Below are 24,156 nucleotides of genomic sequence, written 5' to 3'. Positions count from 1 at the left end.
CTGGCGACCCCAACGTGAAGGGGCTCCGCTGCCGCCGCCTGAGGAGAAAATTAGAAATGACCTTCGTCGTCACCGACAACTGCATCAAGTGCAAGTACACCGACTGCGTAGAAGTCTGTCCGGTGGACTGCTTTTACGAAGGCCCGAACTTCCTGGTGATTCACCCGGATGAGTGCATCGACTGCGCACTGTGCGAACCAGAATGCCCTGCCGTGGCCATCTTCTCTGAAGATGAAGTCCCGGAAGAGATGCAGGAATTCATTCAGCTGAACGTTGAGCTGGCCGAAATCTGGCCCAACATCACCGAGAAGAAAGAATCGCTGCCCGATGCCGAAGAGTGGGATGGCGTCAAAGGCAAGATCAAAGATCTCGAACGCTGATTTCCCCCGCGTTCCCGAAAAGGCCCCTTGCGGGCCTTTTTTGCTTTTCTGCAGGCAAAAAAAGGGGCGGTTTGACCCGCCCACATTTTTTCCCTATTCCCTGTGTTCCTTTTCATCGTCCTGATGAATCGCGTCCTGCAATGTCCTTTCCCCTCATCCTTGAAGGGCGTGTCTGTCCGTCGACACAGCACCGATACTAGAGGGTTAATGGCGTAACGCAATCGGGACCCGCGGCGAAAAAAACGTGGCCGTGTAGCGTTAACGTTGACCAACACCCCGTTAAATCGGGGAGGCAGGTCTCATACCCGACTCCCTTGGGCACTTTGGCCGGGTGTAAACACAACGAACACTTACGGAAGAGTAAGCCAAGACCTACAACGCTTTAGGAAGGTCACCAACCGTTATGCTCTATCGTTTACACGCCTCCATACCTACATCAATGGAATCGTATAGCTCACGATCAGACGATTCTGATCCTGATCGCGAGCGATATCGCTTCGGGCCATGCCGTTACGCCAGCCAAACCCCACATTTTTCAGTGCGCCACTCTGAATCACATAGTCCAGCGAGATATCGCGCTCCCATTCGCTGGCATCATTGCCGCTGACAGTCTTGATATTGTCGCCTTTGAGGTACATCACGGACGCCTTCAACCCAGGAACGCCCAGCGCGGAAAAGTCATATGCGTATTGTGCGAATGCGGTGCGCTCACCGGCCTGGATGAATGTTTGAATGGTACGGTCGGTATAGAGATAAAGACTCGCGCCGCCTTCACCTTTGCCCACCAGCCCACCCTGATTCAGCTGTGCAAAGTTGCTGTCGTCGGAAACGCTTTGATAGCCCGCGGTAATCGCATGCCCGCCCAATGAATAAATGAACGCCGCGCTCCAGGTATCGTTGTCGATTTCACCACTACGGTCTTTGCTGTAGCCGCCCATTTTATAGCCACTGGCGCGACCGGCCACGGTGCTGTTTTTACCGTCGGAGGTGGTCTTGAAATAACGCAAGTCGGTTTTCAATGAACCGTATTCGTCCAGGGGCAAAACATGCAGTAACCCGACGAAGTGCTGATTGTAATAGTCTTCAAGATTGGCGTAGTAATACTGGGCGGTCAGATCCTTGGTCAGTTTGTAGTCGCCACCGGCAAAGCTGAATTTATTACTTTCCTGAGTGGCGCCCGCAACGGCCAGCCCCGCGCGATCACTGGAAGCACGCCCGGTGGCGTGCTCCAGTTGACCGGCGGTGAGGGTCAGATTGTCGATTTCATTGCTAGTGACTTGTCCGCCTTCAAAAGTTTGAGGCAGGAGACGCCCGTCATTGGAAACCAGAATGGGCAACTTGGGCTGCAAGGTCCCGTAGCGCAGTTCGGTTTTGGAGAAACGCATCTTGGCCGTCGCGCCCATACGGCTCCATTGATCTGCCGCTTTGTCGCCATCGTTGGGAAACATTGACCCGCCGACATGGCGCCCCGCGCCGCTGTCGAGCTTCAAACCCAGCAGGCCTATGGCGTCCAGACCGAACCCCACGGTTCCATCGGTAAATCCGGATTGATAATTGAGCATGAAGGCTTGCCCCCACTCTTCGGTCTTCGAAGGAGCGGCGGCACCGTCGCGGTTATCGTTGTTGAAATAGAAGTTACGCAAATTCAAGTTGGCTTTGCTGTCTTTGATAAATTCAGCACTCGCTAACGGACTCATGGCAACACCCAGAACGCCGGTCAAACAACTCAGTACTTTTAACGTGGTTTTCATCAGGACGAACTCCAGCGCGGAACTCTGTTCCGGGTCTATTAAAATGGCAGCAGGAAGCACCCCGCCAATCAAAGGATTGGCCGATGCATTAAATAGTCTTCAAAAAACTTGCGAATCAGCAGAAGTAATAGTGGTTAAAAACCTCCGAAGAACCCTGTCAGGAAAGCGCCTTGAAAGTCCCTTTGTTTCAGTCGATCAGTCCATGAGCGTCATAAAACGGATACGGGCCGGGATACTCGCCAACAACGACGTTGTGGGTCGTCAGCGCCTGTGCATCCCAGCGATGCAGCAGATAACCGGGTGGTTCAAGATTGAAATGCGCCGGCGCCGTGGGCTGCAGATCCAGCACGATCTGATGTGAGGTCCCCGGGCATACGCAACTCAGACTGCCGCCGAAACGCCGCTGCATTGATCGATGTAAATGCCCGCACAGCAAGCGCTCCACCTGCGGGTGCCGGGCAATGACCCGCTCCAGCGCCAAGGCGTTGATAAACGGTTCACGATCCATGTGGCCAATACCGCTGATGAACGGCGGGTGATGCAGGATCAACAGCGTCGGGACGTCGGGGCGACGTGCCAATTGTTCGTCGAGCCAACGCAATTGACTGTCCAGCACACGGCCACCATGGGCATCGGGAATGGTCGTATCCAAACCGATAAGGCGCACCGGATGCTGCTCCACCACCCAGTCCAGCGGAGCACCCGTCGATGTCGGCAAATAGGCGTGATCTGTAAAGGCCGCCTGCAAATGCTCGCGAATGTCGTGGTTGCCAGGCACCAGGTAGCAAGGCATGTGCAGCCGCTCCAGTTCGGAACGCAGCACGGCATATTCATCAGGACGGCCGAAGTCCACCAGATCGCCGCTGATCACCACAATATCCGGGCGCGGATGACTGGCATTCAATTGATCGACCGCACGACGCAGCGCGCCAGTGGTATCAACGACGCCGTAGGTCAGCTTGTGATCAGCTTTCAGGTGCAGATCACTGAGCTGCGCAATGAGAAACGAACGATTCAAAATTCACTCACTAATGACCAGAACATTACGGTTGCAGGGTGAACAGCTGCTGCGGCTCAATGCCCAGAGCAATCAGCGCGCCAAAGTCGTGGATCACGCCGTCTGCGCTGTCCACCATCAGCGGCTGTGCAGCGCCGACATCGACCAACAAGCGGCTTTGTGCCCCCTGGAAAAATTGCCCTACCAGGCGCCCGGACAGATGACCGCCGCCGGGCATCACCCGTAAGTGTTCAGGGCGGCAATATACGGTGGAAGGGGGATGCGCGCCCCTCCACGGCAATTCACCGCCGCTGACTTTCAAGCCCGAGGGCGTGTGCTCGATCACCGGAAAAGCGTTGAGATTGCCGACGAAACTGGCGACAAACGTGTTGGCCGGCTGCCGATAGATTTCCCGTGGAGTGCCCAATTGCGCGACCCGACCGCGCTCCATGACCAGAATGCGATCGCCCAGCGCCATCGCCTCGCCCTGATCATGGGTGACAAATACGGAGGTCACCCCCAATCCGCGGAGCAACTGATCCAGCTCGCTGCGCAGGCGTTCACGCAATTGTGCGTCCAGCGCCGCCAGAGGTTCGTCGAGCAGCAGCACTTTGGGTCTGGGTGCCAGGGCCCGAGCCAGGGCGACTCGCTGACGCTGCCCCCCGGACAATTCGTGAACACTGCGTTTTTCGTGACCTTGCAGCCCCACCAGCTCCAGCAACTCCGAGCACCGCTTGTTGCGCTCGGCGGGTGAAAGGCCGCGAATTTTCAGGCCGTAAACAATGTTGGCGGCCACGTCCAGATTCGGAAACAAGGCATAATTTTGAAACACCATACCCACATCACGACGCTCGATCGGTAAGCGCGTGACATCCTTGTCAGCGAAAAACACATGGCCCACATCCGGCCGTTCCAGGCCGGCGATGAGGCGCAGGGTGGTGGTTTTACCGCAACCCGAAGGGCCGAGAATCGCCAGCGTTTCCCCGGCTTCAATGGTCAGGTTCAGATCATGTACAGCAACGGTGCCATCGGAAAATGCCTTGCGGCACCCTTCCAGGCGAATGGTGATTCCGCTCATCGACTTTCTCCGCGGGAGAGACGGGCACTGATAGCCTGCAACGCAATAAGCAGCGGCACGATCATCAGTAGAAATAGAAGTGTGTAAGCACTGGCGACCTCCAGTCGTGCCGAGGCATAACTGTCAGCCAGGCCCACCGGCAACGTTTTGGTCATCGGCGTGTGCAGCATCCAGGTCAGGTTGAACTCGCCCAGCGACAACGTGACGACCATCAGCACCCCGGCGAGAATCCCTGCTCGGCAGTTGGGTATCACCACGCCGAAGAGTCGCCGCAACGGTCCCGCGCCAAGGCTCGCCGCAGCCTCTTCCAATACCGGCAGATGCTGGCGTTGCATCACCGCCATGACCGGACGCACCAGAAATGGCAGAGTGAACAACACATGACCTACAAGGATGAATAACCAGCTGCTGCGAAACCCACCGAACTGGCCGTAGGTAAGCAGCAAGGCCAAAGCACTGGCCAGTCCCGGCATCGCCACTGGCAACACCATCAGTTCCTCGAACCCGCGGCTGAAGCGGTTGTTCATTCGCACCAGCGCATACGCCGCCGGCACGCCAAGCACACTGACGCAGAGCGCACAGGCTAGCGCCAATTGCAGGGACAACCAGACCGTGGATGAGTAAGCGAGCCAGACCTGCACCAGCCAATCGAACGTCAGGCCGCTGGACAGCCCCTGAAAATAATTGCGCGTCAATCCGGCCATCAGCGACATCAATACCGGCACCAACATGAAGGCGCACACCAGCAAGGTGAAGACCAGTTGCCCGACAAACAGTGTGGAACGCTTCACAAGGTTGTCCTCGATGGAGTGACCAGTCGCCGGCCCAGCAGGAGCGCGATCCAGGTCACCGCGCCAAGCACCACCGACAGCGCTGCGGCCACGGCAAAATTGGCGTAGTTGGTAAATACGTTATAAATCGCGACCGGGGTTACGTTGAGGCGCGTGCCCAGGGTGAACGCCGTGCCGAACGCGCCCATGGAGGTCGCAAAGCAGATAGCCGCGCAGGAAACCAGGGCCGGCGCCAAACCGGGAATAATGACGTCCACGACCACTCGCCAGGAACCCGCTCCCAGCGAGTGGGCGGCTTCCTCAAGGCTGCGATCCAGGCTTTCGCAAGCGGCCATCACCGTCAGGATCACCCTCGGAATCGAGAAGTACAGGTAACCAACACACAAGCCCGCCAACGAGTAGGCAAAGACCCAGCGCTCCCCCGCCAGCGTGACGCCCAGGGCACTGAACAATCCCTGGCGCCCCGCCAGCAGAATCACCAGGAAGCCGACGACCACACCAGGAAACGCCAGTGGAAAGGTCAGCAAAGCCACCAGTGTCGAGCGTCCGAAAAAGCGCTGACGAGCGAGGAACACGCCGGTGATACCGCCCACCACGAGCGCCGCCAGGGTCACCACGAGCGCAAGCAGGCAGGTTTGTGCCAGGCTACTCAGGTATTGCGCGCTACTCAGCACCTGCCAGTAACCGCTTGCACTACCATCGCGTCCCTGCCCACCCAGAACAATCAGGTGCGCCAGCGGTAGCAGCCAGAACGCGAACAACAGGGCTGCGGCCGGCGCCAGCGCCCAAGCAGCGGTCGGGCGCCAGCGCGGAAAAATGGCGCGCCCCGACCGGACCTCCCGAACTTTCAAGAACGAGGTCGTCACTTACTTGACCTCTTTCAAGTAGCGTGCCGAAAAGGCTTCCTGGACCGCGGCCATTTCCTGGTAATCGACCACACCCGCCCGGGCATAATCGCTATCCGGCAAGAACTGCGCGGCCACCTCGGCGGGCATTTTTATCGCGCGCACAGGGCGCAGATAAGCCTTGGCCCAGAGTGCCTGGCCTTGATCGGACAGGACGAAATCCAACACCTTCTGCGCATTGTCGCGATGCGGGGCGTTGCCCACCAGGCTCATCACGTAAGGCACGCTGATGCTACCTTCCTTGGGAATGACGAAGGCGACGTTGGCGTTGTCCTTATAGCGCGCGCGATAAGCGTTGAAGTCGTAATCGACCAGAATCGGCAGTTCGCCTGACAGCACTCGGGCGTACGCCGTCTGCTTGGGCACGATCGGCGTATTTTTCGCCAGCTTCTGGAAATAATCGATGGCAGGCGCGAAGTTATCGAGGCTGCCGCCCATGGCCCGGTTGATCGCTACGGCAGAGACATAACCGACGAAAGCGCTTGAGGGGTCGAGGTAGCCGACCATGCCTTTGTATTCGGGCTTGAGCAGATCGTTCCAGCCTTGCGGCACCGGCAATCCGCCCAGTGCGTCGACGTTGACCATGATGCCTAACGTGCCGGAATGAATCGCGAACCAGTGACCGTCCGGGTCCTTCAGGCCAGCGGGAATCTGGTCCCAACCCTTGGGTTTATACGTGTCGACCACGCCGGCTTTTTGAGCCTGCAAACCGAAGGTGACGCCGTAATACACCACGTCAGCCACTGGAGCGGCTTGTTCGGCGACCAACTGCGCCAGGGCCTGACCTGAATTCTTGTTGTCCAGCGGCACCTGCACGCCGGTCGCGTTGGCAATTTCCTTGAGCTGCGTGCCCCAGTCCGCCCATTCCGGCGGGCAGTTGTAGCAAATCGCAGTGTCAGCGGCCTGGCTCAGGTTGGCCAATCCGCAGAGCAACAATGTCGCCAGTGTTTTACGCAAAGGGAACATCAGACATCTCCAGGTATGATTTCGTAGGGTTGGATACTGTCGCCCGGCCTGATATGGCAAGACAGACAATGGGAATTCGGCGCTGCACCGGCGATCTGTGCCAACAGTTGCTCGACCACCGTGCAGGCCAGTTCCGAAATAGGTTGAACAACGCTGCATAGCGTCGGATGCATCTGAGCGCCAAGGGCGATGCCGTCGAAACCAATGATTGAAAGTTGCCCGGGAACGCTCCAACCGTTGCGCCGTAATTGCGCGATCAGACTGATGGCGAGCAAATCGTTGGAGCAGACCACCGCGCTGATCGCCTGGGGGCCTCGCAGCAGAGGCTCGATGGCGGCGAATTCCGCCTCGGTGTGAGCAGGCATTTCAATCACGGGTAAACTGTCGAGGCCAGCCTCGCGCATCGCGTCGCAATACCCGGCATACCGCAGACGAGCACGGTCGGACTGCAACGCGGGGCCCGCGACCATGCCGATCCGGGAGTGCCCGGCGTCGAGCAGATACCGGGTGGCCATCGCCATGCCGGCGCGGTTATCGACCGACACGGTGCTGTAATCCGGATGACCCGGCTGGTGATAGGCCAACACAAACGGGGTGTCTTCGCTGGCAAGGCTCTGCAACACGCGGTTGCTCTCGGCGTCCGTCACCGTGAGAACAAGACCGTCGACCCGCTGTCGCAACAACTCCTCGACCACCGAGCTTTCGCGCTCACTGCTGTAGTCGGTAGTCGCCAGCAACAGGTTGTAACCTCGTGAACGTGCGGCACGCTCCATCGCCTGGATTTGCTCAGCGAATACCGGATTGAGCAGATTGGGCACCACGACCCCGATCAGGTTGGTGGTTTGCAGGCGCAACTGCCGGCCAAGCCGATTGGGCCGAAAACCCAGTTGACGCGCCGCCGCCATGACTTGCTCTCGGGTCGCCGGACGCACCACTTCCGGGGAGGAAAAGGTCCGGGCCGCGGTCGCCCGCGAAACGCCTGCCAGCCGTGCAACTTCAATTAAATCAGTCATTGTCACTCGCTTGAGATCGATCTCATTGACGAGCACATTACTTGGCGAATATGGCGTTCCCAGTTAAGGAACATGACATTTCTATTGCAGAAGCGACGTTCGATGGGCCGACCCGCGATTGAACAGCACTGTGCTCAGGCAGACAGCCGCGGAATGACCGGCAGGATTTACAGACACAAAAAACCCCGAACCAGTCGGGGTTGTTTGCTACTTGCTCAAGCGCTGTGCTTATTGGAAAAGCGACTCGCTCGACAAGCCATTTTTCTCCAGAATCTCCCGCAGACGCTTCAGGCCTTCCACCTGGATCTGTCTGACGCGCTCACGGGTCAGGCCAATTTCCAGGCCCACATCTTCCAGCGTGCTGCTCTCATGACCGCGCAGACCGAAGCGGCGTATCACCACCTCGCGCTGCTTGTCGGTCAGTTCCGAGAGCCATTGATCGATGCTCTGAGACAGGTCGTCATCCTGCAACAGCTCACACGGATCGGTTGGACGGTCGTCGGTTAGGGTGTCCAGCAGGGTTTTATCCGAATCCGGACCCAGCGAGACGTCGACCGAAGATACCCGCTCGTTCAGGCCGAGCATGCGCTTGACTTCTCCCACCGGTTTTTCCAGCAGGTTGGCGATTTCTTCGGGTGAGGGTTCATGATCGAGTTTTTGCGTCAGCTCCCGTGCGGCCCTCAGGTACACGTTGAGTTCTTTGACCACATGGATCGGCAACCGGATGGTCCGGGTCTGATTCATGATCGCGCGCTCGATGGTTTGACGAATCCACCAGGTTGCGTAGGTCGAAAAGCGGAAGCCACGTTCGGGGTCGAACTTCTCTACCGCCCGGATCAGCCCGAGGTTGCCCTCTTCGATCAGGTCCAGCAGCGACAGGCCACGATTGACATAGCGTCGGGCGATTTTCACCACCAGCCGCAGGTTGCTTTCAATCATGCGTTTGCGCCCGGCCGGATCGCCACTTTGCGACAAGCGTGCAAAGTGAACTTCTTCTTCGGGGGACAGCAGAGGGGAAAAGCCGATTTCATTGAGGTACAGCTGCGTCGCATCGAGTGCACGCGTGTAGTCAATGTATTTGTGCTGCTTTAACGAGGCGGAGTGTTTGGATTTGGCACGAACGGAAGGTGGAGCAGCCCCTTCATCATTCGACATCGAATCCGTACCGATGCCGGTCTCCATCAGGAGAACCTCATCGTCGATGTCAAACTCCGGCACTTCTTTACTGAGAGCCATTGTTATAGTCCTTTGGTGAGTTCGACCTCAAGCTCGAGCGGCGCCTTTATCCCTGGCAACGCTGGAGCCTGTTCCCTCTACGTGACGGAACAGGCTGGTAACAAATCAACGACGTGGCAGGAACTGCAGCGGATCTACAGGTTTACCTTGTCGGCGAATCTCAAAATGCAGTTTCACCCGGTCTGTACCCGTTGACCCCATTTCGGCAATTGTCTGTCCGACCTTGACCTGCTGCCCCTCCCGAACCAACAGCCTGCGGTTGTGACCGTAGGCACTGACGTAGGTATCGCTGTGTTTGATGATGACTAATTCGCCGTAGCCCCTTAAGCCACTCCCGGCGTATACCACCGTCCCATCAGACGCAGCTAAAACAGGCTGTCCCAAATCTCCGGCGATATCAATTCCTTTATTCAAACTACCGTTTGAAGAGAATTTTCCAATCAGGATGCCATTAGAAGGCCATCCCCAGCCGGTCGGGGCCGGGCCTGCGGGAGGCATCGGAGCGGGTGCTGGCTTGTTGGCGACGGACGGTGCAACCACCGTTGTCGTCGTAGTTGCGCCATTTGGCTGGCGCCGGATTACAGTGGTTTTACTCGACGAAGAAGGCGCCGAATCGGCCGGGCTGACCACCGCCGTCGGCGTTGAACCGGTGCGACCGTCAAAGCGGATCGTCTGACCCGGATGTATCGTGTACGGCGTAGGAATGTTGTTGCGCGCCGCGAGGGCTTTGTAGTCCCAGCCGTAGCGAAAGGCGATCGAGAACAGCGTGTCTTTAGGTCGAACCACGTATTGGCCCGTGGTTACTGCCGGACGCTGGGCGACGGCGTTGTTGCGATCGACGACGCGCACCGCGCCCGATTTGGTGCTGGAACAACCGACCAGCAAGGTGCTTAAGACAAGGCCAGTCACCAGGCGCTGAAAGCTCGTTATACCCATTCGCTGCGCAATGACTGTGAGACTCACCCGCCGCTCCCTTTGTGGTGGCTGAAATGTGGAATTGCCGTGCTCCCGGCATGAAGTGTCGTCAGTATAACGAGCGGTGCAGGCTTTACCTTTAATGAAGCGAAGCACACGTTTGCTACCTGACGATGAATCCCGTTTAACTGATCGACGCCGCTGTAAGACAGGGGCAATCGAAGAGAATTCACCGGGACGAAACAAATGCTCAGGCCAGTGGCCCGTTGAGCAGTGGAACGAAACGCACCGCCCCCAGAACACGCCTGGAAAACCCGTGTTCTTCACGGATGATCAGCATCAACTGCTGAACCTCACCCGACCCGACCGGTATCACCAGTCGCCCTCCGGGTGCCAACTGGTCGAGTAATGCCTGGGGCACATCGGTCGCCACCGCCGTCACGATGATGCCGTTGTACGGTGCCAGCGCCGGCCAGCCTTCCCAACCATCGCCCCAACGAAAGACCACGTTGCGCAGGTTGAGGTCGACCAGACGTTCCTTGGCCCGGTCCTGCAAAACCTTGATGCGCTCGACGGAAAAAACCCGCTCGACCAATTGCGACAGGATTGCAGTCTGATACCCCGACCCCGTGCCGATTTCCATCACCTTGTCCAGCGGACCCGCTTCCAGCAGCAGCTCGCTCATGCGGGCCACCATGTAAGGCTGGGAGATCGTCTGGTTGTTGCCGATCGGCAACGCCGTGTCTTCATAGGCACGGTGCGCCAGTGCCTCGTCGACGAACAGGTGACGCGGCGTTCGGCGGATCACTTCCAGAACCTTGGCGTTGGAAATGCCCTCTTCATACAGCCGCTGAATCAGGCGTTCGCGGGTGCGTTGCGAGGTCATCCCGATGCCGCGATGCATCGGGTCTTGTTCACGAGCCATTAGCGCAATCCCTCCAGCCAGCCATCGAGGCTTCGGAAGGCATCATTGAAGGTGCGATCCAGTTGCAGTGGCGTGATGGACACATAGCCTTGCATCACCGCATGGAAATCGGTGCCCGGACCGCCGTCTTCGGCATCGCCCGCCGCAGCGATCCAGTAACCGGACTTGCCACGCGGGTCGACCACTTTCATCGGTGCCGCCGCGCGGGCGCGATGACCGAGGCGAGTCAGCTGGATTCCGCGAATGTGGTCCAGCGGCAAATTGGGAATGTTCACGTTCAGTACCGTGCGCGGTGGCAGGTCAAGGTCGGCGTAGGCTTCCACCAGTTTGCGCGCGTAGTAAGCGGCTGTGGGAAGGTTCTCGACTTGCCGCGAGACCAACGAAAAGGCGAACGAAGGACGCGCCAGGAAACGCCCTTCAAGGGCCGCGGCCACGGTGCCGGAATACAACACATCGTCCCCCAGGTTGGCGCCCAGGTTTATACCGGAAACCACCATGTCCGGTTCGCGCTCCAGCAAGCCGTTGAGGCCCAGGTGCACGCAATCGGTCGGTGTGCCGTTGAGGCTGATAAAGCCGTTGGCCAAGGTTTGCGGGTGCAAGGGACGGTCGAGCGTCAGCGAACTGCTGGCGCCGCTTTTGTCCTGGTCCGGGGCGATAACCACGCATTCGGTGTAATCCGCCAGCGCAGCATAAAGCGCGGCGAGACCGGGTGCGGCTACCCCATCGTCGTTAGAAATCAGAATACGCATGGGCTGTCCGTCTGCCCCACCGGCACCAGATCAACGAGCTCACGCACCAATACGGTAGCGAAGCATCCGGCCGGCAGGACGAATTCCAGTTGCAGAATGTCAGGCTCGGGATAATGCCACGTCAACCCACCAATGGGCAGTCGCAGGATGCGACGTTCGTGGCTCATACCGGCGTTAATCAACCAATCGCGCAGATCCGCTTCGCGCGCGGCGATTGCCTGCTCCAGTTCATGGACTGCGCCCATCGCCGGCGAGTCACCTTCGCCCCACTGCGGGCCGGTCGGGTGCAGGTCGAGAATCGCCAGTCGCGGGTCGCTGCACTCGGCTTCACCGGCCGGGAAGAAGCTTCGGCTGTCGGTGAACGCCAGCAGATCTCCGACTTGAGCCCGCTGCCACGTACCATCGGCGACACGCGCCGCCAGCACTTGGTTGAACAGAAAACTACGGGCAGTGGAGAGCAAGCGCGAACGGACGTTGCGCTGCTCCGGCAAGGCCTTGCGCGCGGCCCAGCCACGGGCATCGACCACGTTGCCGCCGTCGAACCCAAACCGCTGGGCGCCGAAATAATTGGGGATACCTTGTTTGGCGATCAGTTGCAGGCGCGCTTCGATGGCCGCTTTGTCGCCCGCGAATTGGGTCAGGCGCAAGGTGAAACCGTTAGCCGAATGAGCGCCGCGCTGCAGCTTGCGTTTATGTCGACCGGTCTTGAGGATTTTCAGCGTCTCGTTTTCCGCCGACGACAAATCAGGATCAGCCTTGCCCGGCAGCTGCACGCTGAACCACTGGCGCGTCAGCGCCTGACGATCCTTGAGTCCGGCGTAACTGACGGTGCGCAATGGCACACCCGCTGCCTTGGCAATTCGCCGTGCCGCTTCTTCGGTGTTCAGGCCGCGCTTTTCCACCCAGATCCACAAATGTTCGCCATCGCCACTGAGCGGGATGTCGAGCACTTCATCGACCTGGAAGTCTTCCGCCGTGGCTTTCAACACTGCGGTGCCGAGGGCTTCACCGTAGGCACGCGGGCCGAGCAATTGCAGGTCGTTCATGCGCGCAGCAACAAGGCAACGGAATGCACGGCGATACCTTCTTCGCGACCGACAAAGCCGAGCTTTTCGGTGGTGGTAGCTTTCACGTTCACTTGATCCAACTCAACTTGAAGATCCGCGGCAATCAGCGCGCGCATCGATTCGATATGCGGGGCCATTTTCGGCGCCTGGGCGACGATGGTGTTATCGACGTTGCCGACTTTCCAGCCTTTGGCGTGGACCAGTGCGACGACGTGACGCAACAGCACACGGCTGTCGGCGCCCTTGAATTTTGGGTCGGTGTCCGGGAAGTGCTTGCCGATATCACCCAGCGCAGCGGCGCCGAGCAAGGCATCGCTCAAGGCGTGCAGCAGGACGTCACCGTCGGAGTGAGCGAGCAGCCCGAAGCCGTGTGCAATGCGCACGCCGCCCAGAGTAATGAAATCGCCTTCAGCGAAACGGTGCACATCATAGCCGTGGCCAATACGCATAAAAAAACGCCCCGATTTTTGTCAGGGCGTGATTCTACCTGCATTAGACGCCTAGGGCGCGTCCGTGATGTTGCAAGTGGTCGTCGATGAAGCTGGCGATGAAGAAATAGCTGTGGTCGTAGCCGGGTTGCAGGCGCAACGTCAGCGGATGACCGGCCAGCCTGGTTGCTTGTAGCAAGGCTTCTGGCTTGAGCTGGGTAGCCAGGAAATCATCACGATCCCCTTGGTCGACCAATAGCGGCAGCTTCTCCTCGGCCTCGGCGATCAACGCGCAGGCATCCCATTCGCGCCATTTCGAACGGTCTTCCCCCAGGTAACGGGAAAAGGCCTTCTGGCCCCAAGGGCAGTCCATCGGATTGTTGATTGGCGAAAACGCCGACACCGACTGATACCGACCCGGATTGCGCAATGCGCAGACAAGAGCGCCGTGGCCGCCCATGGAATGACCGCTGATGCCGCGCTTGTCCGAAGCAGGGAAATGAGCCTCGACCAATGCCGGCAATTCCTGCACGACATAGTCATGCATCCGATAGTGGCGCGACCACGGCTCCTGCGTGGCATTCAGATAAAACCCGGCGCCGAGACCGAAGTCCCAGGCGCCATCCGGGTCACCCGGCACATCAGGACCGCGTGGGCTGGTGTCCGGCGCAACGATGATCAGCCCGAGCTCCGCGGCCATGCGCAGGGCGCCGGCCTTTTGCATGAAGTTCTCGTCGGTGCAGGTCAGGCCGGACAACCAGTACAGCACCGGCAGTTTGCCGCCCTGCTCCGCTTGTGGCGGCAGGTACACAGCGAACACCATGTCGCAGCCCAGCACATCGGAGCGGTGCCGATAACGCTTGTGCCAGCCGCCGAAGCTTTTCTGACAGGAGATATTTTCCAGGCTCATGGCGGACCTCAGAAATGGATGACGGAACGGATGCTTTTTCCTTCATGCATCAGGTCGAAAGCCTTGTTGATATCTTCCAGGCCCATGGTGTGGGTGATGAACGTATCCAGCGGGATTTCGCCGGATTCAGCCATTTCGACATAGCTTGGCAATTCGGTGCGGCCACGCACACCGCCGAACGCCGAACCACGCCAGACGCGACCGGTGACCAACTGGAACGGACGGGTCGAAATTTCCTGGCCTGCACCGGCCACGCCGATGATCACCGACTCGCCCCAACCTTTGTGGCAGCACTCAAGTGCGGCGCGCATCAATTGGACGTTGCCGATGCATTCGAAGGAAAAGTCGACGCCGCCATCGGTCATGTCGACGATGACTTCCTGGATCGGGCGGTCGAAGTCTTTCGGGTTCACGCAGTCGGTTGCACCGAGCTGCTTGGCGATCTCGAATTTGGCCGGGTTGATGTCGATGGCAATGATCCGCGCCGCCTTGGCTTTTACTGCGCCGATCACCGCCGACAGACCGATGCCGCCGAGGCCGAAAATGGCCACGGTATCACCCGGTTTTACCTTGGCAGTATTGAGCACCGCACCGATGCCGGTGGTGACGCCGCAACCCAGCAGACAGACTTTTTCCAGCGGAGCTTCTTTAGGAATTTTGGCGACGGAGATTTCCGGCAACACGGTGTACTCGGAGAACGTCGAGGTGCCCATGTAGTGGAAAATCGGCTGACCCTTGTAGGAAAAACGCGTAGTGCCATCAGGCATCAGACCTTTGCCCTGGGTCGCACGAATCGCCTGACACAGGTTGGTCTTGCCCGACAGGCAGAATTTGCACTGGCGGCATTCCGGGGTGTACAGCGGAATGACGTGATCGCCGACCGTCACGGAGGTCACGCCCTCGCCGACGGCTTCAACCACCGCGCCACCTTCGTGACCGAGGATCGACGGGAAGATACCTTCCGGATCAGCGCCCGACAGTGTGTACGCATCGGTATGGCAGACACCGGAGGCAACCACACGCAGCAAAACTTCACCGGCCTTGGGCATGGCGACATCGACTTCAACGATCTCGAGGGGTTTCTTGGCCTCGAAGGCAACGGCAGCGCGCGACTTGATCATGTGGATTCTCCAGTGAATAAAAACGAGACAGGGAGTGTAATACAGCGCTTTACGATGAATAATCAGGACAAAAGCAAAACATTATTGCCATACAGGGATAATCTTCGATGTCCGAGAATCGTTGGGAAGGTATCGACGAATTCGTCGCCGTGGCCGAGTGCAGCCAGTTCACGGCTGCCGCAGAACGGCTTGGGGTTTCTTCTTCCCACATCAGTCGACAGATAGTACGCCTCGAAGAGCGCCTTCAGACGCGACTGCTGTACCGCAGCACCCGTCGCGTCACGCTGACCGAAGCGGGCCAGACCTTTTTGCAGCATTGCCAGCGTTTGCAGGACGGTCGTGAAGAAGCGCTAAGAGCGGTCGGCGACCTGACCAGCGAACCCAAAGGCATGCTGCGCATGACCTGCGCCGTGGCATACGGCGAACGGTTCATCGTGCCGCTGGTAACGCGATTCATGGGGATTTACCCGCAACTTCGAATCGATATCGAACTGAGCAACCGGCAACTGGACCTGGTGCATGAAGGCCTGGACCTGGCGATCCGCCTCGGCCGCCTTCAGGACTCGCGGCTGGTGGCAGCGCGATTGGCGCCGCGGCGCATGTATCTGTGCGCGTCGCCTTCCTACCTGGAACGGTACGGACGCCCACACAGCTTGTCGGAACTGAGCCGCCACAACTGCCTCATCGGCAGCTCGGATCTCTGGCAACTGGAACAGAACGGGCGGGAATTTTCCCAGCGCGTACAGGGAAACTGGCGCTGCAACAGTGGGCAAGCGGTGCTGGATGCGGCGTTACAGGGTGTCGGGTTGTGTCAGTTGCCGGATTACTACGTGCTGGAATACCTGAAAAGCGGCGAACTGATTTCGCTGCTGGATGCCCACCAACCGCCGAACACTGCGGTGTGGGCGCTTTATCCACAGCAACGACACCTGTCGCCGAAGGTTCGCAAGTTGGTGGATTATTTGAAGGAAGGGTTGGCCGAGCGGCCGGAGTATCGGATTTAAGATCAAAAGAGCGCAGCCTGCCGCAGCTCCTGCATTGGAAATGCGGTCTGCTGTTGGAACTGCCGCAGGCTGCGATCTTTTAGCGACGATTAGCCCAGCGCTGCCGCAGCCAGTCGAGGTCTTCAGGCCGGGTGACCTTGAGATTATCGGCACGCCCTTCAATCAAGCGTGGCGCCAGCCCGGCCCATTCCATGGCCGAAGCCTCGTCGGTGATAACCGCGTCAGCCACCAGGCTGTCAGCCAATGCCCGATGCAGCGCACCCAGGCGAAACATCTGCGGCGTGTAAGCCTGCCAGATCACACTGCGATCCACGGTTTCAACGACACGACCGAGTTTGTCGACCCGCTTCAGGGTATCGCGAGCCGGAACCGCCAGCAGTCCGCCGACCGGGTCGTCAGCCAGTTCAACCAGCAACTTGTCCAGATCATCACGACTCAGATTGGGCCGTGCAGCATCGTGCACCAACACCCAATCCTCATCGTCAGCGCCCTGCGCATGCAAATGCAGCAAGGCGTTGAGCACCGACCCGGAACGCTCGGCGCCGCCGTCAACCCGCTGTATACGCGAATCGCCAGCGCACGCCAGATTCGGCCAATAAGGATCATCCACAGCAAGACTGACCACCAACCCCTTCAGGGAAGGATGATCAAGGAAACAACCAAGGCTGTGTTCGAGAATAGTGCGCCCGCCCAGTTGCAAGTATTGCTTGGGACGGTCCGCGGCCATACGGGCACCGACGCCCGCGGCAGGAATCACGGCCCAGAAGGCCGGTAACGGGGAATTCATTGAGCCAACTGGTAAAGGGTTTCACCGTCCTTGACCATGCCCAGCTCATGGCGAGCCCGCTCTTCAACGGTCTCCATGCCTTTTTTCAATTCACTGACTTCGGCGTCCATCACCCGATTGCGCTCAAGCAGCCCTTCGTTCTCAGCGTGTTGATCCGCGATCTGCTGAGTCAGCTCGGCCACTTGCGCAAGACTGCCATTACCCACCCACAGGCGGTATTGCAGGCCAGCCAGCAACAAGAGCAAGACGAGGAACAACCAATTGGGACTGCGCATCGAATATCAGGTATCCAGTGAAAAAAGACAGCTATGCCAAAACTTTGAAGTGTCTGATAGCACGAAGCCTGGAATCTCCAGGCTTGTGCTCTTAAGGCATCAGATTAGTGGCAAATCCGTCGCTGTCGCGACTTTTCCGACACAATCCGCTGACTTTTTACCCTCTACAGCTTAACCGCGGAACTCGCTGCGGCCGTTGTACTTGGCTTTGCCGTTCAACTGCTCTTCGATACGCAGCAGTTGGTTGTACTTGGAGACGCGATCGGAACGGCACAGTGAGCCGGTCTTGATCTGGCCAGCCGAAGTGCCCACAGCCAGGTCGGCAATGGTCGAATCTTCGGTTTCGCCGGAGCGGTGGGAGATCACCGCGGTGTAACCGGCAGCCTTGGCCATCTGGATGGCTTCCAGGGTTTCGGTCAGGGTGCCGATCTGGTTGAACTTGATCAGGATCGAGTTGGCGATCTTTTTATCGATGCCTTCTTTCAGGATCTTGGTGTTGGTCACGAACAGGTCGTCGCCTACCAGCTGGGTTTTCTCGCCGATCTTGTCGGTGAGGATTTTCCAGCCAGCCCAGTCGGACTCGTCCAGGCCATCTTCGATGGAGATGATCGGGTAACGCTCGGTCAGACCTTTGAGGTAGTCGGCGAACCCTTCAGCGGTGAACACCTGGCCTTCGCCGGACAGGTTGTACTTGCCGTCTTCGTAGAATTCGCTGGCCGCGCAGTCCAGTGCCAGGGTCACGTCGGTGCCCAGTTTGTAACCGGCGTTGGCCACCGCTTCGGAGATCACTTTCAAAGCATCTTCGTTGGACGCCAGGTTCGGCGCGAAACCACCTTCGTCACCTACGGCAGTGCTCAGGCCACGGGCCTTCAGTACGGCTTTAAGGTGATGGAAAATCTCGGTGCCCATGCGCAGACCTTCCGAGAAAGACTTGGCGCCAACCGGCTGAACCATGAATTCCTGGATGTCGACGTTGTTATCGGCGTGCTCGCCACCGTTGATGATGTTCATCATCGGAACCGGCATCGAGTACACACCCGGGGTGCCGTTCAGGTTGGCGATGTGTGCGTACAGCGGCAGGTCCTGGTCCTGTGCTGCTGCCTTGGCCGCGGCCAGGGAAACGGCGAGGATCGCGTTGGCGCCCAGGGAACCTTTGTTTTCAGTGCCGTCGAGCTTGATCATCGCGTGATCGAGTGCTTTCTGGTCGCTTGGGTCAGTACCTTTCAACAGGTCGCGGATCGGACCGTTGATGTTGGCGACGGCTTTCAGAACGCCCTTGCCCAGGTAACGGCTCTTGTCGCCATCACGCAGCTCGAGCGCTTCACGCGAGCCAGTGGAAGCACCGGACGGCGCGCAAGCGCTGCCGATGATGCCGTTATCGAGAAGCACGTCCGCTTCCACGGTGGGGTTGCCACGGGAGTCGAGAACTTCACGACCTTTGATGTCGACGATTTTTGCCATTGTTGTAAACACTCCAAAGTTGACGAAAACGACGCAGCTGAAGGAAATCTTTTATCGCCGGCAAGTGATGTGCAACGGGCAGACTTGCGGACGACAAGGCTCAGGCCCAAGGGCCTGAGCAACAAATCGTGCGGTACTTTACCGGAGAAATGAGGATTACGCGGTTTCTACCGTCGGAAAACTCTTCACCAGTTCGTCCAAAGCTTTGAGCTGGGCCAGGAATGGCTCCAGTTTGTCCAGACGCAAGGCGCAAGGGCCGTCGCATTTGGCGTTGTCCGGGTCCGGGTGCGCTTCGAGGAACAGACCGGCCAATGACTGGCTCATGCCAGCCTTCGCCAGATCGAGGACCTGGGCGCGGCGACCGCCGGCGGAATCGGAGCGACCGCCGGGCATTTGCAGCGCGTGGGTCACGTCGAAGAACACCGGGTATTCGAACTGCTTCATGATGCCGAAGCCGAGCATGTCGACGACCAGGTTGTTGTAGCCGAAGCTCGAACCGCGCTCACAGAGGATCAACTGATCGTTACCCGCTTCCACGCACTTGTTCAGGATGTGTTTCATCTCCTGAGGCGCGAGGAACTGGGCTTTCTTGATGTTGATCACCGCACCGGTCCTGGCCATCGCGACCACGAGGTCGGTCTGGCGCGACAGGAAGGCCGGCAGCTGGATGATGTCGCAGACTTCAGCGACGACCGCGGCCTGCTCAGGCTCGTGGACGTCGGTGATGATCGGCACGCCGAAGGCTTGCTTGATGTCCTGGAAAATCCGCATGCCCTCTTCCAGGCCGGGGCCACGGTAAGAGGTCACGGAGGAACGGTTGGCCTTGTCGAAGCTGGCCTTGAACACGTAAGGGATACCGAGTTTCTCGGTAACCTTCACGTACTCTTCGCAGACCTGCATCGCCATGTCGCGGCTTTCCAGCACGTTCATGCCACCGAACAGCACCATTGGCTTGTCGTTGGCAATCTCGATTTCGCCTACGCGGATGATCTTCTGCGCCATAAGGTTCACGCCTTCTTCTGGTGTTGAGCCAAAGCTGCTTTGACGAAACCGCTGAACAACGGGTGACCGTCACGTGGTGTCGAGGTGAACTCAGGGTGGAACTGGCAAGCGACGAACCATGGATGATCCGGCGCTTCAACCACTTCAACCAGCGCGCCATCACCGGAACGACCGGAGATTTTCAGGCCGGCTTCCATGATTTGCGGCAGCAGGTTGTTGTTCACTTCGTAGCGATGACGGTGACGCTCGACGATCACGTCCTTGCCATAGCAGTCGTGAACCAGGGAACCCGACTCCAGCAGGCAATCCTGCGCGCCAAGACGCATGGTGCCGCCCAGATCGGATGTTTCGGTACGGGTTTCGACAGCACCGGTGGCATCTTCCCACTCGGTGATCAGACCCACGACCGGATGACCGCTTGCACGATCGAACTCGGTGGAGTTGGCGTCTTTCCAGCCCATGACGTTACGAGCGAACTCGATCACGGCCACTTGCATGCCCAGGCAGATGCCGAGGTACGGAATCTTGTTTTCGCGAGCGTACTGGACGGCGGTGATCTTGCCTTCCACGCCACGCAGACCGAAGCCGCCAGGAACCAGGATCGCGTCGACGCCTTCCAGCAGCGCGGTGCCCTGGTTTTCGATGTCTTCGGAATCGATGTAGCGCAGGTTGACCTTGGTGCGGTTGCTGATGCCGGCGTGACTCATCGCTTCGATCAGCGACTTGTAGGCGTCCAGCAACTCCATGTACTTGCCGACCATGGCGATGGTGACTTCGTGCTCTGGGTTGAGCTTGGCGTCGACCACGGCTTCCCACTCGGACAGATCCGCGCCGCCGCATTGCAGGCCGAAACGCTCGACGACGAAATCATCCAGGCCTTGCGAATGCAGGATGCCCGGGATCTTGTAGATGGTGTCGGCGTCTTCCAGCGCAATCACCGCACGTTCTTCAACGTTGGTGAACTGCGCGATCTTGCGGCGCGAGGAGATGTCGATCGGGTGATCGGAGCGGCACACCAGCACATCAGGTTGCAGGCCGATGGAACGCAGTTCCTTGACCGAGTGCTGGGTTGGCTTGGTTTTGGTTTCGCCGGCGGTGGCGATGTACGGCACCAGTGTCAGGTGCATCAGCATCGCGCGCTTGGCACCGACTTCGAAACGCAGTTGACGGATGGCTTCGAGGAACGGCTGGGATTCGATGTCACCCACGGTGCCACCGATCTCGACCATCGCCACGTCGGCATCGCCGGCGCCCTTGATGATCCGGCGCTTGATTTCGTCGGTGATGTGGGGAATGACCTGGATGGTGGCGCCCAGGTAATCACCACGGCGCTCTTTGCGCAGGACGTGTTCGTAGACACGGCCGGTGGTGAAGTTGTTGTTCTGGGTCATGGTCGTGCGGATGAACCGCTCGTAGTGGCCCAGGTCCAGGTCGGTCTCGGCGCCGTCGTGGGTGACGAACACTTCACCGTGCTGGAACGGGCTCATGGTGCCCGGGTCGACGTTGATGTACGGATCCAGCTTCAGCATGGTGACCTTAAGTCCCCGCGCCTCCAGGATGGCCGCCAATGAAGCCGATGCAATGCCTTTCCCCAATGAAGAAACAACACCGCCCGTGACGAATATGTAGCGCGTCATGAAAAACCCTAGAAGTCTGCGTTAAAGCGGTCCGAGCCGCCGGGGAAAGCGAAGGAAGGCCGAAGCCCCCGATCACCTGCATTAATCACAGTGCACCTTTCAAAAAAACCGCCGCGTTGGGACAGACCGGGAGTTGAAACACCGGTACGTTGCTCGCTACACATTTTTTGGAATCGCCCAGCAAAGACTGCTTGGTAATCGGCAACTCCTGCAATTCAGGCGAATCCACAGAAGTTGTATCAAGAAGGGAGCGTAGTCTACCGGAAAGCCCCTTTCAGCTCAAACCTTGATCTTCGCTCGGTGGCTGCCAATGTAAATTCCAGCCGTCCTGCTCACTGCCATTCAAGCCCCGCAGGTTGGCTACCGCCAGCAATTGCTCGCCCCGGTACAGCAGCGGCAATCTGCCACGGACGAACCCTGGAACCCCGCGCTCATTGAGCAAGCGCTTCAGGTCCCGATGGCCGCGATCGGGCAGGCTCATGGCCTCGCCGCCCTCGCGATAGCGGATATGTAGCGGGCCTTCCGGGGGTTGCCCGGTGAACTTGAGTTCGCCGTTGCCAGGCAAAACCAACGCTTGCGAGGGATCAGTCCAGCTCCCGATGCCCAGTGCCGGTCTCAGCCAATGACCGGATAACCACCAGAGGCGTCCGCCCGCCCGATGCAGCTCACCGTCCGCCAAACGCCAAATCGGACGAGCATCGCCGGTGGCATCACGCAAATCCTCCCAACCCGACCAGTGGTCACTGTCTGGCAGACGCGTCAGCGCGGCGAGCCAGTGACTCACTGCATTTCGCTGGCGAGCGGCGGACAGCTTTGCAATCGGCGACAGCTCAAGGGACGGCACACCCAGCCAATCGAATTCACCGACGGTGCGGGCATGCGCCAGATCGATTTGCGCCAGCTCATCAAGCAATCCCCGGGCTTCACTCAGATGCGCAGCGCTGCGGGCCATGCTCGCCACGGCTTGAGGCCAACGCTTGGTCATGGCCGGCAACACCTGATGCCGCAGGTAATTGCGCGAGAATTGATGATCCTGGTTCGAAGGGTCTTCGATCCACCTCAATTGATGCTCGGTCGCGTAAGCCTCAAGCTCTGCGCGCGAAACATCGAGCAGCGGCCGCAGCAGATGCCCCCGACCCAACGGGCGTTGGCTCGGCACCCCCGACAAGCCTCTTACCCCTGCCCCACGCAGCAATCGGAACAACAGGGTTTCGGCCTGGTCATCGCGGTGTTGGGCGGTCAGCAGCACTTCGTTGGTTTGCGTGGCCTCGATGAACGCGCCATATCGCGCATCACGGGCTGCACGCTCGAGGCTGGCGCCGGGCCGAACCTGAACGTGAACGAGCTGCAAAGGTACACCCAGCTCATCACAGACCGACTGGCAGTGTTCCGGCCACGCATCAGCCACAGCCTGGAGGCCGTGATGAATGTGTATGGCGTTGAGATCGGGGAGGATTTCGGTTTTTGCGAGACAGGCGAGAAGGTGCAGCAGGACGGTGGAATCAAGGCCGCCGCTGAAAGCGATGCGCCAGGCCGGGGCGTTGCGCCACGGTTTCAGATTCAGCAAAAGCCGGGAAGGCAAATCAATCGAGGGCCGATCCATATCTTTCCCTTTGCACAAATCAAATGTGGGAGCGAGCCTGCTCGCGATAGCGGTACAACAGCCAACAAATTTGTTGAATGTTAAACCCTCATCGCGAGCAGGCTCGCTCCCACATGGGGTACAGCGCAGTCAGGTCAGAGACCGTAGCTCATCAGACGCTCGTAACGACGGGCCAGCAGCGCTTCGTTATCAAACTTCTTCAACATCGCCAGCTGCGAGCTCAGCTCGGCACGGATCGATGCAGCGGCCGCAGCCGGATCACGATGAGCGCCGCCCAAAGGCTCGCCGATCACTTTATCCACGATGCCCAGGCCTTTCAGGCGCTCGGCAGTGATGCCCATGGCCTCAGCGGCATCCGGTGCTTTTTCTGCGGTTTTCCACAGAATCGAAGCACAACCTTCCGGCGAGATCACCGCATAGGTCGAATACTGCAACATGTTCAGCTGATCGCACACACCGATGGCCAGTGCACCACCGGAACCACCTTCACCGATCACGGTGGCGATGATTGGGGTTTTCAGGCGGGCCATGACGCGCAGGTTCCAGGCGATCGCTTCGCTCTGGTTGCGCTCTTCAGCGTCGATGCCCGGGTAGGCGCCCGGCGTATCGATGAAGGTCAGGATCGGCATCTTGAAGCGTTCGGCCATTTCCATCAGGCGGCACGCCTTGCGGTAGCCTTCCGGACGCGGCATGCCGAAGTTGCGGCGAACCTTCTCGCGCACTTCGCGGCCTTTCTGGTGACCGATGATCATCACCGGCTGGTCATCCAGACGGGCCACGCCGCCAACGATGGCAGCGTCGTCGGAAAAGTGACGGTCGCCGTGCAGTTCGTCGAACTCGGTGAAGATGTGTTCGATGTAGTCCAGGGTGTATGGACGTTTCGGATGACGCGCCAGACGCGCGATCTGCCAGCTGGTCAGCTTGCCGAAGATATCCTCGGTCAGCGTGCTGCTTTTGTCCTGCAGGCGGGAGATCTCATCGCCGATATTCAGCGAATTGTCGTTACCGACCAAGCGCAACTCTTCGATCTTGGCTTGCAGGTCGGCGATCGGCTGTTCGAAATCTAGAAAATTCGGGTTCATAGGCGTCCGTCTAGGGTCGACGTCCAAGAGAGCTTGGGCCGGCCGGTTGTCTATTCGCGCCCTACCTTAAGGG

At 59.0% G+C, this 24,156-nt stretch carries 24 protein-coding genes; 2 read left to right on the top strand and 22 right to left on the bottom strand.

Annotated elements, in window-relative coordinates:
* The first annotated feature begins 56 nt into the window (after positions 1 to 56).
* Positions 57 to 380: a ferredoxin FdxA gene (fdxA, locus tag ACM6IQ_RS18690; RefSeq protein WP_007908827.1), complete on the top strand. Its 324-nt coding sequence runs from the start codon at positions 57 to 59 to the stop codon at positions 378 to 380.
* A gap of 431 nt (positions 381 to 811) precedes the next feature.
* Here the strand turns inward: fdxA and ACM6IQ_RS18685 are convergent, their stop codons facing one another.
* The 15 genes from ACM6IQ_RS18685 to ACM6IQ_RS18615 form a co-directional block, all read right to left on the bottom strand.
* The gene (locus ACM6IQ_RS18685) at positions 812 to 2,131 is read right to left on the bottom strand and encodes an OprD family porin (protein ID WP_414879640.1); all 1,320 of its coding nucleotides are present in this window, start codon (positions 2,129 to 2,131) and stop codon (positions 812 to 814) included.
* Between the two features lie 187 nt (positions 2,132 to 2,318).
* A complete protein-coding gene (locus ACM6IQ_RS18680; RefSeq protein ID WP_017336732.1) occupies positions 2,319 to 3,149 on the bottom strand; it encodes a phosphodiesterase in 831 nt (276 codons plus the stop codon).
* Between the two features lie 25 nt (positions 3,150 to 3,174).
* A complete protein-coding gene (locus tag ACM6IQ_RS18675) occupies positions 3,175 to 4,206 on the bottom strand; it encodes an ABC transporter ATP-binding protein (protein WP_017336731.1) in 1,032 nt (343 codons plus the stop codon).
* The gene (locus tag ACM6IQ_RS18670; RefSeq protein WP_414879510.1) at positions 4,203 to 4,997 is read right to left on the bottom strand and encodes an ABC transporter permease; all 795 of its coding nucleotides are present in this window, start codon (positions 4,995 to 4,997) and stop codon (positions 4,203 to 4,205) included. The genes ACM6IQ_RS18675 and ACM6IQ_RS18670 overlap by 4 nt, the downstream gene beginning before the upstream one ends.
* A complete protein-coding gene (locus tag ACM6IQ_RS18665; RefSeq protein ID WP_414879509.1) occupies positions 4,994 to 5,863 on the bottom strand; it encodes an ABC transporter permease in 870 nt (289 codons plus the stop codon). Before ACM6IQ_RS18665 ends, ACM6IQ_RS18670 begins: the two co-directional genes overlap by 4 nt.
* The gene (locus ACM6IQ_RS18660) at positions 5,864 to 6,868 is read right to left on the bottom strand and encodes an ABC transporter substrate-binding protein (protein ID WP_017336728.1); all 1,005 of its coding nucleotides are present in this window, start codon (positions 6,866 to 6,868) and stop codon (positions 5,864 to 5,866) included.
* Positions 6,868 to 7,881, bottom strand: a complete 1,014-nt coding sequence (locus tag ACM6IQ_RS18655) for a LacI family DNA-binding transcriptional regulator (protein ID WP_414879508.1) — start codon at positions 7,879 to 7,881, stop codon at positions 6,868 to 6,870. Before ACM6IQ_RS18655 ends, ACM6IQ_RS18660 begins: the two co-directional genes overlap by 1 nt.
* A gap of 228 nt (positions 7,882 to 8,109) precedes the next feature.
* Positions 8,110 to 9,117 carry an RNA polymerase sigma factor RpoS gene (rpoS, locus tag ACM6IQ_RS18650; RefSeq protein WP_008154012.1) on the bottom strand — a complete coding sequence of 336 codons (1,008 nt, stop codon included), beginning with the start codon at positions 9,115 to 9,117 and terminating at the stop codon, positions 8,110 to 8,112.
* Between the two features lie 105 nt (positions 9,118 to 9,222).
* Entirely contained in the window at positions 9,223 to 10,080 is an 858-nt protein-coding gene (locus tag ACM6IQ_RS18645; protein ID WP_017336726.1) for a peptidoglycan DD-metalloendopeptidase family protein, read from the bottom strand.
* Positions 10,081 to 10,282: 202 nt separating this feature from the next.
* A complete protein-coding gene (locus tag ACM6IQ_RS18640) occupies positions 10,283 to 10,918 on the bottom strand; it encodes a protein-L-isoaspartate(D-aspartate) O-methyltransferase (RefSeq protein ID WP_174602683.1) in 636 nt (211 codons plus the stop codon).
* A 38-nt stretch (positions 10,919 to 10,956) separates the two neighbouring features.
* Positions 10,957 to 11,706, bottom strand: coding sequence for a 5'/3'-nucleotidase SurE (gene surE, locus ACM6IQ_RS18635; protein ID WP_017336724.1), 750 nt, complete (start codon positions 11,704 to 11,706; stop codon positions 10,957 to 10,959).
* Entirely contained in the window at positions 11,694 to 12,752 is a 1,059-nt protein-coding gene (gene truD / locus ACM6IQ_RS18630; protein ID WP_017336723.1) for a tRNA pseudouridine(13) synthase TruD, read from the bottom strand. Before truD ends, surE begins: the two co-directional genes overlap by 13 nt.
* Positions 12,749 to 13,222 (bottom strand): 2-C-methyl-D-erythritol 2,4-cyclodiphosphate synthase, encoded by a 474-nt coding sequence (gene ispF / locus ACM6IQ_RS18625; protein WP_084322292.1) that lies wholly within the window; start codon positions 13,220 to 13,222, stop codon positions 12,749 to 12,751. The genes truD and ispF overlap by 4 nt, the downstream gene beginning before the upstream one ends.
* A gap of 43 nt (positions 13,223 to 13,265) precedes the next feature.
* Complete coding sequence (fghA, locus tag ACM6IQ_RS18620; RefSeq protein WP_414879507.1) at positions 13,266 to 14,111, bottom strand: S-formylglutathione hydrolase; 846 nt, start codon at positions 14,109 to 14,111, stop codon at positions 13,266 to 13,268.
* Between the two features lie 8 nt (positions 14,112 to 14,119).
* On the bottom strand, positions 14,120 to 15,232 hold the full coding sequence (locus ACM6IQ_RS18615) for an S-(hydroxymethyl)glutathione dehydrogenase/class III alcohol dehydrogenase (RefSeq protein ID WP_414879506.1): 1,113 nt from the start codon (positions 15,230 to 15,232) through the stop codon (positions 14,120 to 14,122).
* 107 nt (positions 15,233 to 15,339) lie between these two features.
* On the opposite strand from ACM6IQ_RS18615, the gene ACM6IQ_RS18610 reads away from it, so the two are divergent.
* A complete protein-coding gene (locus ACM6IQ_RS18610) occupies positions 15,340 to 16,236 on the top strand; it encodes a LysR substrate-binding domain-containing protein (protein ID WP_414879505.1) in 897 nt (298 codons plus the stop codon).
* 79 nt (positions 16,237 to 16,315) lie between these two features.
* Here ACM6IQ_RS18610 and ispD read toward each other — a convergent pair whose 3' ends face one another.
* From ispD to ACM6IQ_RS18575, 7 genes are all read right to left on the bottom strand, one after another.
* Positions 16,316 to 17,023 carry a 2-C-methyl-D-erythritol 4-phosphate cytidylyltransferase gene (ispD, locus tag ACM6IQ_RS18605; protein ID WP_017336718.1) on the bottom strand — a complete coding sequence of 236 codons (708 nt, stop codon included), beginning with the start codon at positions 17,021 to 17,023 and terminating at the stop codon, positions 16,316 to 16,318.
* Positions 17,020 to 17,298: a cell division protein FtsB gene (ftsB, locus tag ACM6IQ_RS18600; RefSeq protein ID WP_008028992.1), complete on the bottom strand. Its 279-nt coding sequence runs from the start codon at positions 17,296 to 17,298 to the stop codon at positions 17,020 to 17,022. Before ftsB ends, ispD begins: the two co-directional genes overlap by 4 nt.
* 171 nt (positions 17,299 to 17,469) lie before the next feature.
* Positions 17,470 to 18,759 (bottom strand): phosphopyruvate hydratase, encoded by a 1,290-nt coding sequence (gene eno, locus ACM6IQ_RS18595; RefSeq protein WP_008039408.1) that lies wholly within the window; start codon positions 18,757 to 18,759, stop codon positions 17,470 to 17,472.
* A 156-nt stretch (positions 18,760 to 18,915) separates the two neighbouring features.
* Positions 18,916 to 19,761, bottom strand: a complete 846-nt coding sequence (gene kdsA / locus ACM6IQ_RS18590) for a 3-deoxy-8-phosphooctulonate synthase (protein ID WP_017336717.1) — start codon at positions 19,759 to 19,761, stop codon at positions 18,916 to 18,918.
* 5 nt (positions 19,762 to 19,766) lie between these two features.
* Entirely contained in the window at positions 19,767 to 21,398 is a 1,632-nt protein-coding gene (locus ACM6IQ_RS18585) for a CTP synthase (RefSeq protein WP_017336716.1), read from the bottom strand.
* Positions 21,399 to 21,672: 274 nt separating this feature from the next.
* Complete coding sequence (gene tilS / locus ACM6IQ_RS18580; protein ID WP_414879504.1) at positions 21,673 to 23,001, bottom strand: tRNA lysidine(34) synthetase TilS; 1,329 nt, start codon at positions 22,999 to 23,001, stop codon at positions 21,673 to 21,675.
* A 134-nt stretch (positions 23,002 to 23,135) separates the two neighbouring features.
* The gene (locus ACM6IQ_RS18575) at positions 23,136 to 24,083 is read right to left on the bottom strand and encodes an acetyl-CoA carboxylase carboxyltransferase subunit alpha (protein WP_084322283.1); all 948 of its coding nucleotides are present in this window, start codon (positions 24,081 to 24,083) and stop codon (positions 23,136 to 23,138) included.
* Between the last annotated feature and the right edge of the window lie 73 nt (positions 24,084 to 24,156).

Source organism: Pseudomonas sp. IT-P100 (assembly GCF_949767185.1).
In the GTDB taxonomy this organism is placed as follows: Bacteria; Pseudomonadota; Gammaproteobacteria; order Pseudomonadales; family Pseudomonadaceae; genus Aquipseudomonas; species Aquipseudomonas fluorescens_B.
The sequence above is the reverse complement of the archived record's forward strand: the minus strand, read 5'-3'. Positions and strand labels throughout refer to the sequence as shown.

Coding starts and splice junctions, on each gene's coding strand:
- fdxA (WP_007908827.1), top strand. CDS start 57: ATGACCTTCGTCGTCACCGACAACTGCATCAAGTGCAAGTACACCGAC.
- ACM6IQ_RS18685 (WP_414879640.1), bottom strand. CDS start 2,131: ATGAAAACCACGTTAAAAGTACTGAGTTGTTTGACCGGCGTTCTGGGT.
- ACM6IQ_RS18675 (WP_017336731.1), bottom strand. CDS start 4,206: ATGAGCGGAATCACCATTCGCCTGGAAGGGTGCCGCAAGGCATTTTCC.
- ACM6IQ_RS18660 (WP_017336728.1), bottom strand. CDS start 6,868: ATGTTCCCTTTGCGTAAAACACTGGCGACATTGTTGCTCTGCGGATTG.
- ACM6IQ_RS18655 (WP_414879508.1), bottom strand. CDS start 7,881: ATGACTGATTTAATTGAAGTTGCACGGCTGGCAGGCGTTTCGCGGGCG.
- rpoS (WP_008154012.1), bottom strand. CDS start 9,117: ATGGCTCTCAGTAAAGAAGTGCCGGAGTTTGACATCGACGATGAGGTT.
- ACM6IQ_RS18640 (WP_174602683.1), bottom strand. CDS start 10,918: ATGACCTCGCAACGCACCCGCGAACGCCTGATTCAGCGGCTGTATGAA.
- surE (WP_017336724.1), bottom strand. CDS start 11,706: ATGCGTATTCTGATTTCTAACGACGATGGGGTAGCCGCACCCGGTCTC.
- truD (WP_017336723.1), bottom strand. CDS start 12,752: ATGAACGACCTGCAATTGCTCGGCCCGCGTGCCTACGGTGAAGCCCTC.
- ispF (WP_084322292.1), bottom strand. CDS start 13,222: ATGCGTATTGGCCACGGCTATGATGTGCACCGTTTCGCTGAAGGCGAT.
- fghA (WP_414879507.1), bottom strand. CDS start 14,111: ATGAGCCTGGAAAATATCTCCTGTCAGAAAAGCTTCGGCGGCTGGCAC.
- ACM6IQ_RS18615 (WP_414879506.1), bottom strand. CDS start 15,232: ATGATCAAGTCGCGCGCTGCCGTTGCCTTCGAGGCCAAGAAACCCCTC.
- ACM6IQ_RS18610 (WP_414879505.1), top strand. CDS start 15,340: ATGTCCGAGAATCGTTGGGAAGGTATCGACGAATTCGTCGCCGTGGCC.
- ispD (WP_017336718.1), bottom strand. CDS start 17,023: ATGAATTCCCCGTTACCGGCCTTCTGGGCCGTGATTCCTGCCGCGGGC.
- ftsB (WP_008028992.1), bottom strand. CDS start 17,298: ATGCGCAGTCCCAATTGGTTGTTCCTCGTCTTGCTCTTGTTGCTGGCT.
- eno (WP_008039408.1), bottom strand. CDS start 18,759: ATGGCAAAAATCGTCGACATCAAAGGTCGTGAAGTTCTCGACTCCCGT.
- kdsA (WP_017336717.1), bottom strand. CDS start 19,761: ATGGCGCAGAAGATCATCCGCGTAGGCGAAATCGAGATTGCCAACGAC.
- ACM6IQ_RS18585 (WP_017336716.1), bottom strand. CDS start 21,398: ATGACGCGCTACATATTCGTCACGGGCGGTGTTGTTTCTTCATTGGGG.
- tilS (WP_414879504.1), bottom strand. CDS start 23,001: ATGGATCGGCCCTCGATTGATTTGCCTTCCCGGCTTTTGCTGAATCTG.
- ACM6IQ_RS18575 (WP_084322283.1), bottom strand. CDS start 24,083: ATGAACCCGAATTTTCTAGATTTCGAACAGCCGATCGCCGACCTGCAA.